12 protein-coding genes are annotated in these 17713 nt (G+C 57.9%); 8 read left to right on the top strand and 4 right to left on the bottom strand.

Annotated features, from left to right (window positions below; genetic code table 11):
- Positions 1-2 precede the first annotated feature (2 nt).
- Positions 3-2243 (top strand): xanthine dehydrogenase family protein molybdopterin-binding subunit, encoded by a 2241-nt coding sequence (locus tag AC2TCY_RS06895; protein ID WP_480846408.1) that lies wholly within the window; start codon positions 3-5, stop codon positions 2241-2243.
- Between the two features lie 49 nt (positions 2244-2292).
- Here AC2TCY_RS06895 and AC2TCY_RS06890 read toward each other — a convergent pair whose 3' ends face one another.
- From AC2TCY_RS06890 to AC2TCY_RS06880, 3 genes are all read right to left on the bottom strand, one after another.
- Positions 2293-3072 (bottom strand): gamma-glutamyl-gamma-aminobutyrate hydrolase family protein, encoded by a 780-nt coding sequence (locus AC2TCY_RS06890; protein WP_480846959.1) that lies wholly within the window; start codon positions 3070-3072, stop codon positions 2293-2295.
- Positions 3073-3736: 664 nt separating this feature from the next.
- Positions 3737-4162: a GlcG/HbpS family heme-binding protein gene (locus AC2TCY_RS06885; RefSeq protein ID WP_480846406.1), complete on the bottom strand. Its 426-nt coding sequence runs from the start codon at positions 4160-4162 to the stop codon at positions 3737-3739.
- 60 nt (positions 4163-4222) lie between these two features.
- Positions 4223-6355 (bottom strand): malate synthase G, encoded by a 2133-nt coding sequence (locus AC2TCY_RS06880; RefSeq protein ID WP_480846405.1) that lies wholly within the window; start codon positions 6353-6355, stop codon positions 4223-4225.
- Positions 6356-6568: 213 nt separating this feature from the next.
- On the opposite strand from AC2TCY_RS06880, the gene pepN reads away from it, so the two are divergent.
- The 7 genes from pepN to AC2TCY_RS06845 all read left to right on the top strand — a co-directional run bounded on the left by pepN (position 6569) and on the right by AC2TCY_RS06845 (position 15947).
- Complete coding sequence (gene pepN, locus AC2TCY_RS06875; RefSeq protein WP_480846404.1) at positions 6569-9121, top strand: aminopeptidase N; 2553 nt, start codon at positions 6569-6571, stop codon at positions 9119-9121.
- The gene (locus AC2TCY_RS06870) at positions 9118-9558 is read left to right on the top strand and encodes a hypothetical protein (RefSeq protein WP_480846403.1); all 441 of its coding nucleotides are present in this window, start codon (positions 9118-9120) and stop codon (positions 9556-9558) included. The genes pepN and AC2TCY_RS06870 overlap by 4 nt, the downstream gene beginning before the upstream one ends.
- Positions 9559-9756: 198 nt before the next feature.
- Complete coding sequence (locus tag AC2TCY_RS06865; RefSeq protein WP_480846402.1) at positions 9757-10938, top strand: hypothetical protein; 1182 nt, start codon at positions 9757-9759, stop codon at positions 10936-10938.
- Between the two features lie 113 nt (positions 10939-11051).
- Positions 11052-12563, top strand: a complete 1512-nt coding sequence (gene gatB / locus AC2TCY_RS06860; protein WP_480846401.1) for an Asp-tRNA(Asn)/Glu-tRNA(Gln) amidotransferase subunit GatB — start codon at positions 11052-11054, stop codon at positions 12561-12563.
- A gap of 95 nt (positions 12564-12658) precedes the next feature.
- Positions 12659-13915 (top strand): peptidase T, encoded by a 1257-nt coding sequence (pepT, locus tag AC2TCY_RS06855; RefSeq protein ID WP_480846399.1) that lies wholly within the window; start codon positions 12659-12661, stop codon positions 13913-13915.
- Positions 13916-13995: 80 nt separating this feature from the next.
- Entirely contained in the window at positions 13996-14451 is a 456-nt protein-coding gene (locus AC2TCY_RS06850; protein WP_480846398.1) for a DUF4177 domain-containing protein, read from the top strand.
- 128 nt (positions 14452-14579) lie between these two features.
- Entirely contained in the window at positions 14580-15947 is a 1368-nt protein-coding gene (locus AC2TCY_RS06845; protein ID WP_480846397.1) for a DUF3179 domain-containing protein, read from the top strand.
- Here AC2TCY_RS06845 and AC2TCY_RS06840 read toward each other — a convergent pair whose 3' ends face one another.
- Complete coding sequence (locus AC2TCY_RS06840; protein WP_480846396.1) at positions 15948-17633, bottom strand: chloride channel protein; 1686 nt, start codon at positions 17631-17633, stop codon at positions 15948-15950.
- Positions 17634-17713 lie beyond the last annotated feature (80 nt).

Genomic DNA, 17713 nt, shown 5'->3' with positions numbered 1-17713 from the left:
TCATGGCACGCATTGGAAAAATCGTTCGCCGCACCTTTCTGATCGGCTCGGCCGCAATTATCGGCGGTGTTGCTTTTGGCGCTTATTACGTCACCCGCCCAGCAGCCAACCCCCTTAAACCGGGCAAGGGCGAGACCGCGCTGAGCCCATTTGTGCTGATCGATCAGCAGGGCGTTACCTTGTTCGCGCCGCGTGCGGAAATGGGTCAGGGAGTGATGACCACCTGGGCCGCCCTGATCGCCGAGGAACTGGACGTCGAACTCGACCAGATCCGCGTTCTGCATGGCCCGGCGGCCGCGGCCTATTACAATACGGCGATGATCGGAGAAGGTCTGCCAAACAAAGGCTATGACGTTTCGGATTTTCAGCACAATCTGGGCGAGGCTCTGGGTGTGATCGGCAAGGTTCTAAGCCTTCACGTCACCGGCGGATCGACGTCAATGAAAGATGGGTTCGAGCGGATGCGGATGGCTGGCGCCACCGCACGTGAGACTCTCAAACAAGCCGCTGCGGATCAATTGGGCGTAGACCGTGCGCAACTGGAAACCGAAAACGGCGCGGTGGTTGCTCCGGATGGCACCCGCATCCCGTACACCGATCTCGCCGAGGCCGCAGGCCAGATCGAACCGCCCGAGGTCGAGCTGCGCGACCCTGCCAACTGGCGTCTGCTGGGCCAATCTCAGCCGCGCATCGACATCCCGGGCAAGTCGACTGGTACTGCTGAATTTGGAATTGACGTTCGGCCTGAAGGGCTGAGATTCGCCTCGGTCCGCATGAACCCAAAGCTGGGCGGCCAGATGAACGGCTTTGATGCCAGCGCAGCGGAGACGATGCCGGGCGTAGAAAAGGTTGTCGATCTGGGCACCGGCGTCGCAGTCATTGCCAGCAACACATGGCTGGCAATGCAGGCGGTCGAGGCGATTGACGTGGACTGGGGCGAGGCTCCCTACCCGCCAGAGACTGATGGTCTGTTCGAACAAATCGCCAAGGCGTTCGATGAGGAGCCCAATTCGACCATGCGTGACGACGGCGATGTCGAGGTATTTCCCGAAGGCGCAACGGTAATCACGGCGGAATACTCGGTTCCCTATCTGGCACACGCCACGATGGAGCCGATGAACGCCACAGCGCTTTACTCGGGCGACCGACTGGAATTCTGGGGCGGCAATCAGGCCCCAACCTTTATGCAAATGAAAATCGCAGGTGCTGCAAATCTAGACACAGAAGCAGTCGAGGTGCACACCACCTATCTTGGTGGTGGATTCGGACGGCGCGGTGAATTTGATTTTGGCGTGATCGCAACCCGTGTCGCCATGGCGATGCCCGGCACGCCGGTTCAAACCACATGGAGCCGCGAAGAGGACATGCGTCATGACTTCTACCGCCCCGGCGCGATGGCCCGGATGCGCGGAGCGGTCAAGGGCGGAAAGGCTGTGCTGATTGACGGCAAAGTCGCCTCGCAGTCCTGCACCCATCAGGCAGTTGAACGGATGACCGGCATGGCTGGTGGTGGCCCAGACAAAGTTTTGGTCGAGGGCTTATTCAACCAACCCTATGCCGTGCCGAACTACCGTATCAGCGGCCATATCGCGGACTTGCAGGTTCCTGTTGGTTTTTGGCGTTCAGTCGGTAACAGCCATAACGGATTCTTCCACGAGACATTTCTGGATGAAATGGCCCATGCTGCGGGCCGCGACCCTCTGGAATTCCGGCTGGAGCTTACCAGCAATGAACACGCCCCATCCGCCGGTTGCCTTAAAGCCGTGCAAGAGATGTCCGGCTGGACAGGCAAAACTCCCGATGGTGTCGGACGCGGAGTGGCGCTGACCTACAGCTTCGGCACACCTGTCGCGCAGGTGATCGAGGTAGTGGATGAGGACGGAACAATCCGCATCAACAAGGCCTGGATCGCATGCGACATGGGCCTCGCGCTGGATCCAGCCACAGTCGAGGCTCAGATGATCGGTGGCATGATCTATGGTCTGTCCGCCGCCGCCCACGGCGAGATCACATTCGCCGACGACGAGGTCGAGCAGTACAACTTCCCTGACTATGACGCGCTGCGCATGCATTCGACGCCGATGACAGAGGTCCGCGTGCTGGAAACCAACAAGCATATGGGGGGCGCTGGCGAGCCGGGCACGCCGCCATCCATGCCCGCACTCGGCAACGCTCTGTTCGATTTGACCGGCGAACGAGCGCGCAAATTGCCGTTGAACAAGCAGTTCAACTTGCTGGTTTAACGAAGCCCGAAGGACCGGTCTTTCCAGCGGGCCGGTCTTTCCGCCGCGGTCAAGCCAGTCGCTTCAGATGTGTTTTGCGACTGCAGTTCGCCCAGGCTCGCACCGCATCACCGAAGGCCTCGAACAGCGGGCGAGACACGGGGTCGTTTGCCGCGTCCCATTCCGGGTGCCATTGCACAGACAAGGTGAAGCCCGGGGAATCCTTAATATAAATTGCCTCGGGGGTCCCGTCCGGCGCGTGACCATCGACGACGATATTTTGTCCAACGGTTTTGATGCCCTGCCCGTGCAACGTGTTTGTCATCACCTCGCAAGCACCAAACAACCGATGGAACTCGCCACCTTCAGTCAGGGTCACGACGTGCCGCAGGGCGAATTTCTCTTCCAGCGTTCCATCGGGCGGCATGCGGTGGTTCTGGCGCCCTGGAAGATCGCGGATTTCCGGATACAGGGTTCCCCCCATGGCCACGTTGACTTCTTGAAATCCACGGCAAATCCCGAAAAATGGCTGGCCACGCTGGGCGCAGGCTCGCACCAGTGGTAGAGTGATGGCATCCCGCGCCCGGTCAAAATCGCCATGCGCGGCGGTTGCAGCTTCGCCATATTCCTCAGGGTGGACATTGGGGCGACCACCGGTCAGTAGAAAACCGTCGCAGACCTCCAACAACTCCTCAACCGAGACAAAACGCGGATCGGCGGGGATCAACAACGGGATACAATCAGCCACGTTGGACACGGCATCCGAATTCATCGTTCCGCCCGCATGGGTCGGATACTGATCGTTCATCAGGTAGGAATTGCCGATTATTCCAACAATCGGACGCATTATGTAATCCTCTCCCAGTTTCGAGACGGCTCGAACCTTAATGCCAAAATCGCGTGATGTTTCAAAGTGCGTGGACGCAGCTTGCACTGTGAATTTCTCAACATCTGCATAACTGCATCAAAGATATGACCTCAAAAACGGTTATTGAGGCAAAAGGCGAACCAATTGGGCACTTTGCAACAGTCCTATTTCTTGTGTTGACGGGCCGCTCTGTTGCGCCCGACCGCGTCCTATTGGCTGGAGTTCTGGATCTGTTGCTGACAACTCTATCTGGCGGCTAGCGCTCAGCGCCGGGCTTTCGGTGATCCGCAAACTGCCGTTCGACGTGCAAAATCACTATGGCTTTTCACAAATTGCACCTACTTCGAGTCTATGCGCGGACTGATAAATCAGTGTCAGGGCGTGAATTAGACTTAGGACATTGTGGAGGTTATTGCACTTCCATCTTTCCACGCGGTGATAGCGTGGCTGGCCTTCTGCTATCTACGTAAAACTGTTTTGTTCATCCAACGCTGACCCTGAATACGGCCATCGACCCGGCGTTCCTGTTTCCAAGCATTCACCACCTGGCTGAAATGTTTGGCGATGTTATTGTAAATTCTGTTGCGTCACGAGTTGCGGCGCGGCCATGGTTTAACCGCACCGCAGACTAAAACTGATCAAGCATTCAGATTTCGCCGGTCAATCCTGCGGCCTCGATCCCCGCCAAGGCGGCAGCGGCGTCATTGTCCGAGGTGTCACCTGTCACACCCACTGCACCAATCACCTCTCCCTTGCGGTCGCGCAATAGAACACCGCCCGGTACCGGTATGACCTGACCGCCATACACACCGTTCACGGCTGCCATGAAATAGGCCTGGCCTTCTGCCCGCTGCATTTGCGCCGTTCCTGCCATACCCAGCATGACCGAGCCAAATGCCTTACCGTGCGCAATTGCGAACCGCCCCGGGGCCGCGCCGTCTTCACGTTCGAATGCGATGACATGACCACCGGCATCCAGCACGACGATAGATAAAGGCTTCAGCTCTTTCTCGCGCCCGTTTTCAAGGGTTTTGCGAATTATGGTGCGGGCCTTCCGCAATGAAACTGCCATGTGGGTGTTCCTCTACCTGATGTGTTCTTGCAAAGTGTCTCGGGTCTTGCCCCGCTACTATCACTGACTGGCCTTCAACTCCAACCGGCGCGCGTGGAGGACAGGCTCTGTATAGCCCGATGGCTGTACCCTGCCTCGGAACACCAAATCACAGGCCGCTTGAAAGGCGATGCCATCGAAACCCGGCGCCATGGGCCGATAGACCGGGTCCGAAGAATTCTGGCGGTCAACCACAGCGGCCATTTTTTGCATCGCCTCCATGACCTGCGCCTGACTGATCACTCCGTGATGCAGCCAGTTGGCCAGCGCCTGTGAGGAAATCCGGCAGGTTGCGCGGTCTTCCATCAGGCCGATATCGTTGAGATCCGGCACTTTCGAACAACCAACACCCTGATCGACCCAGCGCACGACATAGCCCAAAATGCCCTGTGCGTTGTTCTCGATCTCGCGGGTGATCTCATCACTTCCCAGGTTGCGGCCACCCAGCAGCGGAATGGTCAGCAGATCGTCCAACGTACCGCGAGGCCCACCATCCGTGATTTCGTTCTGACGCGTCAGAACGTCAACCTTGTGATAGTGGGTCGCATGCAGTGTGGCCGCCGTCGGAGATGGCACCCACGCACAGGTCGCGCCCGACATAGGATGCCCGATCTTGGCCTCGAGCATTTCGCCCATCCGGTCAGGCATCGCCCACATACCCTTACCGATCTGCGCCTTGCCTTTCAGGCCGCAAGCCAGACCGATATCGACGTTGCGATCCTCATAGGACGCAATCCACGGCGTGTTCTTGATATCGCCCTTGGGCAGCACCGGACCGGCTTCCATCGCAGTGTGAATCTCGTCACCGGTCCGGTCCAGAAAGCCGGTGTTGATGAAGGCTACACGCGATTTCGCAGCTCGGATGCATTCCTTTAGGTTCACCGAGGTCCGGCGTTCCTCATCCATGATTCCCAGTTTCACGGTGTTGCGTGGCAGACCAAGTATGTCTTCGACCATATCGAATATTTCGACCGAGAACGCGACTTCCTCGGGCCCGTGCATTTTGGGTTTCACAACATAGACCGAGCCTGCGACCGAGTTTCCTCCGTCATGCTTCAAGTCATGCATGGCGATCAGCGTTGTGCAAAGCGCATCCATCAGCCCCTCGCCGATCTCGTTGCCCTCACTGTCAAGAACCGCAGGGTTGGTCATCAGGTGTCCAACATTCCGCACCAGCATCAGCGAGCGGCCTTTGAGCGCGGCAGGCGCGCCGTCAGCAGTTGTGTATGTCAGGTCATCTGAAAGCTTGCGGGTGAAGGTTGTGCCGCCTTTGGTCACATCCTCCATCAGATCGCCCTTCATCAGGCCTAACCAGTTGTCATAGGCCACAACCTTGTCGGCAGCATCAACACAGGCCACAGAGTCTTCGCAATCCATGATCGTGGACAGCGCTGATTCCAGTAGTACATCTGAGATACCCGCCGGATCGGATGCACCGATGTTGCTGGACGGATCGATAGTGACCTGAATGTGCAAGCCATTATTCTTAAACAGCACGAACTCAGGCGCATCGGCATTGCCACCAAAACCAACGAACTTGCCAGCATCCACAAGAGCGGGAGTCAAAACACCATCGTTGACGCTTACGTCTGTGACATCGGCCCACGAGCCACGTGCCAATGGTACCGCCTCATCCAGAAATGCCTTGGCCCACGCAATGACACGGGCACCGCGCGAAGCATCGTAACCACCGGCCACAGGAAAGTCTCCCATCGCATCAGTGCCGTACAGCGCGTCATACAGGCTGCCCCATCGGGCATTTGCAGCATTCAGGGCAAAGCGGGCATTGGTGATCGGCACAACCAATTGCGGCCCGGGTATCAGGGCGATCTCGGGATCGACATTGGCGGTTTCGATCTGGAAACCCGAGCCCTCCTCGACCAGATATCCAATGTCACGCAGAAACGCCTCATATGCGACGGCGTCATGCTTCTGTCCCTTGTGCGAGACATGCCAGCCATCGATACGGCTTTGAAGATCAGCCCGTTTTGCCAGCAATTCGCGGTTTTTTGGGCCAAGCTCCTCCACCATGCGCGCTAGACCAGCCCAGACTTTCTCGGTCGAAACACCGGTTCCCGGCAATGCCCGGTTTTCAATGAAATCCGCCAGCTCCCAGGCAATCTGCAGCCCGTTCCGGGTTTCTCTGCCGCTCATTTTCGCCTTCTCCCGCGATTGTGTGCCACTGTATACGGACTTCAATTAGGACGAATATTTCCGATAGGCAACTCGGCACATCTCGGTTCGGCGAAATTCCCGTGGGTCATTTCGAAAGAACCACCCATCCGACGCCAAAGCGCCCGCATCGCTTGCAGCCCAGGACCAGAGTCCATAACGTCGCGCCAGCAACAACCGATGCGAGGCCCCCCAATGCGCGATGCTGCCCCCACAACCATTTTCCTGAAAGACTACACGCCATTCGGTTATGTGGTCGACAGCGTCCACTTGGTGTTTGACCTTGCCCCGAACGCCACCCGAGTGACGTCCCGCATTGCCTTTCGTCCGAACCCCGAAGCCGCGGACAAGACATTCTTTTTGCATGGCGAAGACCTGAAACTGATCCGGGCATCGATTGATGAGGCTGAAATTGCACCCGAAGTAACGGACAAGGGCCTGACAGTCGAAGTCCCAGATGGCCCTTTCGTCTGGGAGGCCGTGGTCGAGATTGATCCCGGCAACAACACCGCGCTCGAAGGGCTATACATGTCGAACGGCATGTACTGCACCCAGTGTGAGGCGGAAGGTTTCCGCAAGATCACTTACTATCCCGACCGGCCAGACGTTATGTCAACGTTCACTGTGCGTATCAACGGTGATCTGCCGGTTCTACTGTCGAACGGGAACCCTACGGGCAGCGGTAATGGCTGGGCTGAATGGACCGACCCATGGCCGAAACCGGCCTATCTGTTTGCGTTGGTGGCCGGTGAACTGATCACTCATCCTGGCCAATTCACTACACGCACTGGTCGTGAAGTTGAACTGAACCTCTGGGTTCGCCCCGGCGACGAAAACAAATGCGCCTTTGGCATGGAAGCCTTAAAAAAGTCCATGAAGTGGGACGAGGACGTATACGGCCGCGAATACGATCTGGATGTCTTCAACATCGTCGCCGTCGACGATTTCAACATGGGCGCGATGGAGAACAAGGGGCTGAACATCTTCAACTCATCCGCTGTTCTCGCCAGCCCTGAAACCTCGACCGATGCCAATTTCGAACGGATCGAAGCGATCATAGCGCATGAGTATTTCCACAACTGGACCGGCAACCGCATCACCTGTCGCGACTGGTTCCAGCTGTGCCTGAAAGAAGGGCTGACCGTGTTCCGCGATGCCCAATTCACCTCGGACATGCGTTCGGCCCCGGTCAAACGAATTCACGACGTGATAGACTTGCGGGCACGCCAGTTCCCTGAGGATAACGGCCCCTTGTCGCACCCCGTCCGGCCCGAGAGTTTTCAGGAAATCAACAACTTCTACACGTCGACGGTCTATGAAAAAGGTGCCGAGGTTATCGGAATGCTCAAGCGGCTGGTGGGCGATGAGGCGTACGCGCGCGCACTGGATCTCTATTTTGAACGCCATGACGGGCAGGCCTGCACCATCGAAGACTGGCTGAAAGTGTTCGAAGATACCACGGGCCGCAATCTCAGCCAGTTCAAACGCTGGTACAGCCAGTCCGGCACCCCCCGTGTGTCGGTAGCCGAAGAATGGGCCGACGGTACGTATACGCTAACACTCAGTCAAAAAACGCTGCCGACTCCGGGCCAGTCGGACAAGCTGCCTCAGGTGATTCCCGTGGCGGTGGGGTTACTGGGCGCAAACGGCGATGAAGTACGCGAAACTGAAATCCTGGAATTAACGGAAGCTGAGCAACGCTTCACCTTCACCGGGCTCACGGCTAAGCCTATGCCGTCAATCCTGCGGGAATTCTCGGCGCCCGTGATACTCGAACAGGATCAGTCCAGCGCAGAGCGTGCCTTTCTGCTGGCACACGACACCGATCCGTTCAATCGTTGGCAAGCCGGACGCTCCTTGGCGCAGGACGCGCTGATTGGAATGATCCTTACGGATACCGCTCCGAATGCGGACTATCTGGAGGGGCTTTTAGCTGTCTTGCGCGACGACGGTCTGGACCCGGCCTACCGCGCATTGATGCTAGGCCTTCCGACCCAATCGGAACTGGCTGCTGAGCTGCATCAACAGGGCGAAACGCCGGATCCGATGGCAATCTGGACCGCGGTCGAGACATTGCGTCAAGCCACAGCGCAGCATGTTCAGGATCTGTTGCCGCGCCTGCATGGTGAAACAGTGGTAGCTGCCCCATACAGCCCTGACGCCGAGCAATCGGGCAAACGGGCGCTTGGCAGTGCTGCTCTGGCGCTGACGTCTCGGTTGGACGGCGGGGTCAAGGCGGCCGAAGGCTTTGCCAACGCTGACAACATGACCTTGCAGCTGACGGCCCTGTCCTGCCTGTTGCGCGCGGGCAAAGGCGAAGCAGAACTGGCGGCATTTTTTGAGCAATGGCGGCATGATCGGTTGGTGGTGGACAAGTGGTTTGCGTTGCAGGTGTCGATGGCCCACCCGGAGACTGCTGCGGATATCGCACGCAACTTGACCAAGCATGCGGATTTCAACTGGAAAAACCCCAATCGGTTCCGGGCTTTGATGGGATCTCTGGCCATGAACCATGCAGGGTTTCACCGCAGCGACGGGTCGGGCTATGCCTTGCTGGCGGATTGGTTGATCCGACTGGATCCGGTAAATCCACAAACCACAGCCCGGATGTGCAGCGCTTTCCAGACTTGGAAACGATATGATGAGGGCCGGCAGACGCTTATGCGTCAGCAACTGACCCGCATTGCGGAAACTCCAAACCTGTCGCGGGATACAACCGAAATGGTATCGCGCATTTTGGACGCATGACAGACGATTTGAACCCGTTCACGTACACGCGCAGGAATCGCTCATCCTACACGGTTGTGATCCTGATCTTCGTTTATGCTGTGCTGATCGGATTGGTGATATTTCTGGGTGCCGCCTGGTGGCTGATGGCGCTGTTGGCGCTGCCTACCCTGCCAGCCGTTTTAGATATAGCGCGGGACACCAGCGCGGGCCTCGTCTTGGGCCCCAATACCATTCACTGGTACACCGGCAACCGGCAAGGAGAGCTTGACCTGTCAGAGATTGATCGGTTCAGGTTCGACACCCGCTGGGATCTTTCCGTCCGCGTCTCGGCGATCCTTCAGTCCGGCAAAAGGGTGAGACTGCCGGACGAGTCACTTCCACCGCATCGTCAGTTTGAGGACATCCTGCAAGAAGCTGGTTTCGCTGTAGAGCGCCATCATTTCCTGATATTTTGAAACGATCCCCCCTTTTGGCGCCGGTTTGTCCCAAAGTCAGGCAGAATACACTGCATTTTCTTGAATTTTTCACGAATTTTGGTCAAACTGGATGGGTTACAAGTTTGTTCAAGTTCGAGTTTCGCCATGTTTCGGTCTATCAGGGCGTTTTCTGCCCGCATTTCTGGCTCAGCTCCTTCTGCGGTACCGCAAATACCAGTGCCCAGAGAGGCAGCCCTTCTCTATGAAGATGGAAAGCTCAACATTCCGGTCGCAAAACCGGGATCGGATGAGCTGGTCGGTCGTCAGGCGATTGAGCGCGGGCGGCATCTGGCTCGTCAGGACTTGTGGACCGAGTTGTCGCAGGAAATGCACGCTGCAGATCAGGCGCGCAAAATAGCGCCATGCGGGCAACCCGTTGCCGACTTGCTGGCCTATGGCGCCCGGGCCGACGTCGTGACGGCCGTTGAACATGCGCTGTCCGAAGGCGCCGCTATCATCGACTATGACCTGCTATGCGGAATTTCAGAACTTGAGACTGAATTGTTGGATCATGAAGGTGATCCGATGATCGGACTTGTCGTCGCGCTTGCGCATATCGATCTGGCCTGGGCATGGCGCGGTACCACGCGGGAGACGTCGTTGCACCCACAGCATTGGTCGCGTTGCGCAGCTCATTTCGACCGGGCCGCTGCCCTTATTCCCGCTTGCCGCGCCGCCGCACCGGATAGCCCGGCGATTGCCGCAGCAGAATGCGCCCTTCTTGCAGGTCAGAGCCGAGCTCAGACCCGCGTAGCCGACAAGTTTGAGGCCCTGATCGCGTTGGATCCGCACAACTATCGGCACATGCGTGCTATGGGCAGTCACCTGTTGCCCAGCTTGTTCGGCGGCTATCAGGAACTTGAGGTTCAGGCCTTGCGGAATGCTGCACGCACGCATGGTATCTGGGGCGCCGGAGGTTATACTTGGGTACAATTTGATGCGATCGCGCTGGATGCAGAAGCCTGTGCACGCGTGGATGTCGAGTATTTTCTTGAAGGTCTGCAAGACATAGTGGCCCGCCGTCCGGATCAGCAAATGATCAACCTGTTGGCGGCTTACTGCGCGATCACCTTGCAGAAAGATATGGGCCAGAACGATCAGGCTGATGACGCTCGATTGCGGATCTGTGAAGCCGCCGACTGGTTGATCCGGGATCATCTAACCGAGCTGCATCCGCTGATCTGGGCCCACGCAGCAGATGGGTTCAACAACAGCGTCCGCATCCATTCGCCCGAGCGTTTCGCCGCACGAGGTCACCGCGACGCGATGCGAGCAATTGCCAATCTATTCCGCGACGAGCTACGCAGCGGGAAAAGCGTAACCTTCACGCCCACTGGGTTGCAGTTTTCCAGCAACTGAATGCTCCGTTTCTGAGCGGTGGGAATTCAACGATTTGCACCCATTCCCCCTTGCCCCTTGGGTCTGGCGGGCCTAATACGCAGGCTTAGACTTCTGCGGAAATGAGGCGCGCCATGCTCGACCTGACATACGAAATGCCCAAACCCAAAACCATTGCCGGGGCCAAGCACGATTGGGAACTGGTAATCGGGATGGAGGTGCATGCGCAGGTCTCGTCCAATGCCAAACTGTTCTCGGGCGCGTCGACCCAATTCGGGGCCGAACCGAACTCGAACGTGGCCTTCGTGGACGCGGCGATGCCGGGAATGCTGCCGGTGATCAACGAGTATTGCGTCGAACAGGCGGTCCGGACCGGTCTGGGCTTGAAGGCGGACATCAATCTGAAGTCGGCCTTTGACCGCAAGAACTATTTCTACCCCGACCTGCCGCAGGGATACCAGATTTCCCAGCTCTACCACCCCATCGTGGGCGAAGGCGAAGTACTGGTTGAAATGGGTGACGGTACCGCTCGGAAAGTGCGGATCGAACGCATTCACATGGAACAGGACGCGGGTAAATCGATCCACGATATGGACCCTCATATGTCCTTCGTTGATTTGAACCGCACGGGCGTTTGCCTGATGGAGATCGTCTCGCGCCCCGACATTCGCGGCCCCGAAGAGGCCGCCGCGTATATCGTCAAGCTGCGTCAGATCCTGCGCTATCTGGGCACCTGTGACGGCAACATGCAAAACGGCAACCTGCGCGCGGACGTGAACGTGTCGATCTGTTTGCCCGGTGCATACGAGAAGTATCAGGAAACGCAGGATTTCTCGCATCTGGGCACGCGCTGCGAAATCAAGAACATGAACTCGATGCGGTTCATCCAGCAGGCCATCGAGGTCGAAGCACGTCGCCAGATCGCCATCGTCGAAGCCGGTGGTAAGGTAGATCAGGAGACCCGCCTATACGATCCGGACAAAGGCGAGACACGCTCAATGCGGTCGAAGGAAGAGGCGCATGACTACCGCTATTTCCCTGACCCCGACCTGTTGCCGCTTGAGATCGAACAAGCATGGGTGGACGACATCGCCGCCAAGCTGCCAGAGCTGCCAGATGACAAGAAAGCGCGGTTTATCAGTGAGTTCGGGCTAACCGACTATGACGCCTCGGTTCTGACTGCCGAAGTGGAATCGGCCACGTATTTTGAGGAAGTCGCCAAGGGTCGCAGCGGCAAGCTGGCCGCGAACTGGGTCATCAACGAGTTGTTCGGCCGTCTGAAGAAGGAAGACCACGACATTACCGAGTCGCCCGTATCTCCGGCGCAGTTGGGTGGCGTAATCGACCTAATCGCATCCGACGCCATTTCGGGCAAGATTGCCAAGGACCTGTTCGAGATCGTTTACACAGAAGGCGGTGATCCGGCTCAGATCGTTGAAGAGCGGGGCATGAAGCAGGTGACCGACACTGGCGCGATCGAGGCGGCCCTGGACGAGATCATCGCCGCCAACCCGGCCCAGGTCGAAAAAGCCAAGGTGAACCCGAAACTGGCGGGTTGGTTCGTCGGTCAGGTGATGAAGTCCACCGGCGGCAAGGCGAACCCGAAGGCCGTTAACGAATTGGTCAGCAAAAAGCTGGGGTCGTAATCCCCTTATCGTTGAAGGGTTTTTCGGAGTCAGGCCATCGGCTTGACTCCGTTTCTTTTTGCGCTCTTTCATCGACACCAGAGAGGTAAGGTATCATGCAGAACAGATTTGATCAGGAACTTGAAACCCGATTGGTGCGCTATGCGGCCATCGACAGTCAAAGCGATGAGACCTCGGCCTCGACCCCCAGCAGTGCAATCCAGCTCGACATGCTGAACTTGCTGCAACAGGAACTCACCGAAATGGGCGCACAGGACGTTGAGATCACGGGTGACAGCGTTGTGGTGGCGACCATACCGGGTACTGCCCCCGGGCCAACCATCGGGTTTCTTGCTCATGTGGATACCGCGCCCCAGTTTAATGCAACCGGGGTCAAACCGCGGGTGATCAAGGGTTACAACGGCGGCGAGATCACTTTCCCCGACGACCCCGAATTGGTGCTGTCTCCTAAAGATCATCCTTATCTGGCAGAGAAAATGGGGCATGATCTGATTACCGCCTCAGGCACCACCCTGCTGGGCGCTGACGACAAGGCGGGAGTGTCGATCCTGATGACTCTGGCGCAACATCTTCTGAAGAACAAAGACAGCGCCCACGGCCCGATTCGCGTTGCCTTTACCCCGGACGAAGAGATCGGGCGCGGCGTGACCGAGCAACTACCCAATGATTTGGGTGCAGATTTCGCTTATACGCTGGATGGCGGCGAAGTCGGCGAGATTGAGTATGAAAGTTTTTCGGCCGACCGTGCGGTGATCCGGATTACCGGTGTATCGATCCACCCCGGCCTAGCTAAGGGCAAGATGGTTAATGCAGCGCATCTGGCCGCGAAAATCGTGCAGACCCTGCCTCAGGCGACGATGACGCCAGAGGTGACTGACGAACGTGAAGGTTTTATTCATGTCACTGACATGAATGGCGGGTCATCCGAGATGGAGATCAAGCTGATCCTGCGCGATTTCGAACTGGACGCGCTGGAGGCGCAGGGCGATTTGGTGCGACAGGTCTGCGCCGCCGTACAGGCCACCGAACCACGTGCCGAGATTTCCTGCGAGGTCTACCACCAATATCGCAACATGCGCTATTGGTTGGAAAAAGATATGACACCGGTCGATTTGGCCCGTGATGCGTGCCGCGAATTGGGAGTCGAGCCTCTTTCGGTTCCGATCCGCGGTGGCACGGATGGCTCACGTTTAACCGAATTCGGCACGCCCTGCCCCAATATCTTCACGGGCATGCAGTGCATTCACGGACCGCTGGAGTGGATTTCCGTGCAGGATATGGCGCTGGCAACCGAGCTGTGCCTGTCTCTGATCGGCAAGGCAGCGCAGGGTTCCGGCAACAGTGCGGGCTGAATTTCGCCTGTACGTGAAGTTCGCTTTTACCTGCGCTACAAAATGATAACGTGCCGGGAAATGGAAATCAGGACCTATTGATGCAGCGCTACGAATACAAAGTTGTTCCCGCCCCGCAAAAGGGCACCAAGGCCAAGGGCGTCAAGACTCCGGAAGGGCGGTTCGCCAACTCGGTCGAGCAACTGCTGAACAAGATGGGTCAGGACGGCTGGGAATATCAACGCGCCGAGTTGCTGCCCAGCGAGGAACGCGCTGGCCTAACCGGATCGGCCGTGAATTGGCGCAATGTACTGGTGTTCCGCCGGGCACTGGAGCCAGCTGTTGCCGAGCTTGAACCAACCGACAATCTGGTCGAGGACGCGGAAGCCCCGCAAGTCCGCCCCGTCCCCGGGCCGGGTGAGGCCAGCGAAGATGCAGATTCTACGGTAACTGCCCCTGCCCCCATTGCAGCCGAGGTGAAAGACCCACCTCTGACGCTTAGATCATCCGGCGGCGAACACGCGCAGGACGATGAGGGCGCAGCCGAAAAAACCTGACAGGGTTTACCCAGCACTAACCAATTGTGGCTCTGAGCCAAGCCCCGTCACGCCACGGTCACGCGGCTGTGGTGTGAATGTGAGCGAAAAAACGTGCAAGCTGGGCATGGAACCCTTGGGAGGATGCCATGTCAGTCACGCGTCGCCAATTTGCAGGTTTACTAGGAGCCGGTCTCATCTCTCCGGGTGGGCTCAGGGCGCAAGAGGACCCGGTACTCAAAGCCGTTCGGTCTACTCTCTTCGGTAGTCGCGCTGATTTCGAAGCGGGCATGGCCTTCCTGACCCAGCGCGGCAATCCGGATGTGGTTCCCGCACTGCTGACGGCAATGCGGTACGGCAGGCGGCGCGAGCGCGACATCGCCAAGGTGATGGACGCGCTGGCAGGCCAGAACCTGGGAACAGACTGGTTCGAATGGATGCTTTGGCAAGAGCGCAACCCACAGATCGTACCGCATCCGTCGCTCATCCCCTTCAAGCGTGAAGTGCTGCTTGGCATCGATCAGGATTTCGACCTTTTCCTGCGCCCGGAGTACCTACAACGCAACCGAATGAAGATCCGGTTTGAAGAAATCGCATGGGGCGGGGTCGCTAAGGATGGCATCCCGTCACTGGACAATCCTAAGCTGATTTCTGCGAAATCCGCCACCTATCTGAAAGATGACGACTTGGTTTTCGGCGTAGCGATCAGAGGTGATATTCGGGCCTATCCGCTGCGGATTATGGGCTGGCATGAGATGTTCAACGAAGTGATCGGCGACGTCCCGGTTGCGTTGGCCTATTGTACGCTTTGCGGGTCGGGCATTCTGTTTGAAACCCAAGTGGCTGGGCGGCAGAAGCCGTTGATCTTCGGCTCGTCCGGGTTTCTCTATCGATCCAACAAGTTGATGTTCGATCGCGAGACCCATTCGTTGTGGAACCAGTATACCGGTAAGCCAGTCGTTGGCCCTTTGGCTGACAGCGGTATCGAACTTAATCAGCGCCCGGTCGTTATCACCGAATGGGGCAGTTGGAAGACCTCTCACCCCAGCACAAAGGTGTTGTCCTTGAAAACGGGGCATCGACGCAATTATGGATCTGGCGTGGTGTACCGGGATTATTTCGCCTCAAACGACCTGATGTTCCCGGCATTGGTCGATCAATCCACGCACCGCCAAAAAGATTACGTTTTTGCCGTGCGCCAATTCGGGGCCGCCAGAGCGTGGCCACTTGAGGTATTCAAGGGCAAGCCGGTACTCAACGACGCCATTGCAGGCCGCCCATTGATCCTGATAGGCGATCCGTCCAAGCGAACTGTCAGGGCCTATGAACGCGCCTCGCACCGGTTCGAGGCGTCGGCCGACGGATTGCAGGATGAGGTGGGTCAAATCTGGACAGTGACCGAAGGGGCCTTGGTTAGCCCGGATGGCGTGCGCCTGCCGCGGGTCGCTGGCCACATCTCGTACTGGTTTGCCTGGAACAATTATCTGGGAGATGCTGCAAGCGTTTATGGCGATTGATTACGAGTGTTCCTCGGCCGCCGTCGCCGCCAACGCCCGGTTATAAGCCTTGAGCGCATCGACATGAAAGAGCGCTCCGACGGGGTCTTCACCACCGTTTTTGTCCCTGACGACAACCGGAATACAGGGAACGTCCGCTCGGTCAAAATAGGGCATGGCGGCTTCAAGCGTGGCGCTGGCTTCAACGCAGAGGCCCTGTTCAATCAACGCTTGCGCCTCGTCTTTGGTGATCGAACGCGGATCCCCTATGGGCCGCATTACCGCGCCCGCGCGCAGCATCGCCAGCAGATAGGCCTGCGGGCCCGCGGCAAGGTGAACGTTGCGCCGCTCTAGCTGGGTCAGGAAGAATGAACGGTCCACAAGCCGCGAAGCAAGTGCAGTGGACATCGAAACCGATACCATGACGGCCAGACCGATTTGCCAGTCTCCGGTCAGTTCAAACACGATTAGTGTGGTCGAAATTGGCGCGCCCAGCACTGCCGCCGCCACGGCCCCCATTCCGGCAAAGGCATAAAGCGTGTGGGTGCCTGAAACGTCCGGTAGCAGGCCGGTGGCAATTAGTCCAAAGGCCAACCCGGTCAGTGCGCCGATCATGAGCGACGGCGAAAAGACCCCGCCCCCCATGCGCCCGCCCATAGTGATGGCCACTGCTATTGTTTTAACCACAGCAAAAAGTATCGCTGTGGTCAGCAATAGATCGCCGGCCAGCGCGCGGGTTGTGGTTTCGTACCCAACGCCGATGATGTGTGGGAACCAGATCGCCAGAAGCCCAAGCATGGCCCCCGACACTGCAGGGCGTAACCAGCGCGGCAGAGACAGCCGGTTTTGGATATGCGAGCCTATGTCTTCAGCGAAAAAGATAGACCGCATAAGCAGCAGGGAAACCAGTCCGCAGATCAGGCCCAAGATCAGAAAGGCCGGTAGCTCGACATAGAATTGCAGCGACCCGGGGGTTTCCAGCGTGAACTCAGTCACGTCGCCGTACGCCAGACGGTTGATCACGGTCCCCGCAACCGATGCAATGACGATGGGGGCGAATGCATGCACGGCGAAGTGACGCAACACGACTTCGAGCGCGAAAAGCGCCCCGGCGATCGGGGCATTGAAACTGGCCGATACGGCGGCTGCAACGGCGCATCCCAACAGGTCGCGCCCGGTGATACCGTCTGCATGGATGCGATTGCTAACCCAGGTCGAGATCACGCCTGCCATATGCACAACGGGCCCTTCGCGTCCTGTCGATCCGCCTGAACTGAGTGTTATGAGCGAGGCAAGGAACGAGGCGATGCCCGCCTTGGTTTCGACCCGACCGTCAGTGAGAGCTGACCCTTCAATCACGTCGGCAACGGATCGAACGCGCCCGTCATCGGTAAACTTGTGCAGGATAACCCCCACGACCAGCCCGCCGATAATGGGAGTAATCAGGATCAGTATCCAAGGTAGTTTCTCGGCGTGACTGTGCAGCAGCAATATGTCTTCGGTATCGTAGATATAGGCCTGCAGACCAGCGATGGCTTTTCGGAATCCCAAGGCCATGAAACCCGCCGCAACCCCGATGGCCAGCGCAATGAACCAGAACTGGACCTGGCTGGGACCGCGGTGTCGCAAAACCCGCCACGCGTCTTTTAGCGCCGCGATGGCCTGATTGAACTGATTACGCAGAACAGTGCGGGTGGATTGGGTCATCTGAGCCCTTCGGACATCTCGTACCTCTTACTAAGCCACGCGAGGGGCATAGAAAAGTCGGATCACGCGCTTTTGCAGCA

Source organism: Ruegeria sp. HKCCD7181 (genome assembly GCF_057221055.1).
This window is presented reverse-complemented; position numbering and strand designations above follow the sequence as displayed.

What these genes read in the sequence shown, in the direction of transcription:
- gatB (WP_480846401.1), top strand. Translation starts at nt 11,052, where the DNA reads ATGCTCGACCTGACATACGAAATGCCCAAACCCAAAACCATTGCCGGG.
- pepT (WP_480846399.1), top strand. Translation starts at nt 12,659, where the DNA reads ATGCAGAACAGATTTGATCAGGAACTTGAAACCCGATTGGTGCGCTAT.
- AC2TCY_RS06885 (WP_480846406.1), bottom strand. Translation starts at nt 4,162, where the DNA reads ATGGCAGTTTCATTGCGGAAGGCCCGCACCATAATTCGCAAAACCCTT.
- AC2TCY_RS06880 (WP_480846405.1), bottom strand. Translation starts at nt 6,355, where the DNA reads ATGAGCGGCAGAGAAACCCGGAACGGGCTGCAGATTGCCTGGGAGCTG.
- AC2TCY_RS06870 (WP_480846403.1), top strand. Translation starts at nt 9,118, where the DNA reads ATGACAGACGATTTGAACCCGTTCACGTACACGCGCAGGAATCGCTCA.
- pepN (WP_480846404.1), top strand. Translation starts at nt 6,569, where the DNA reads ATGCGCGATGCTGCCCCCACAACCATTTTCCTGAAAGACTACACGCCA.
- AC2TCY_RS06845 (WP_480846397.1), top strand. Translation starts at nt 14,580, where the DNA reads ATGTCAGTCACGCGTCGCCAATTTGCAGGTTTACTAGGAGCCGGTCTC.
- AC2TCY_RS06895 (WP_480846408.1), top strand. Translation starts at nt 3, where the DNA reads ATGGCACGCATTGGAAAAATCGTTCGCCGCACCTTTCTGATCGGCTCG.
- AC2TCY_RS06850 (WP_480846398.1), top strand. Translation starts at nt 13,996, where the DNA reads ATGCAGCGCTACGAATACAAAGTTGTTCCCGCCCCGCAAAAGGGCACC.
- AC2TCY_RS06840 (WP_480846396.1), bottom strand. Translation starts at nt 17,633, where the DNA reads ATGACCCAATCCACCCGCACTGTTCTGCGTAATCAGTTCAATCAGGCC.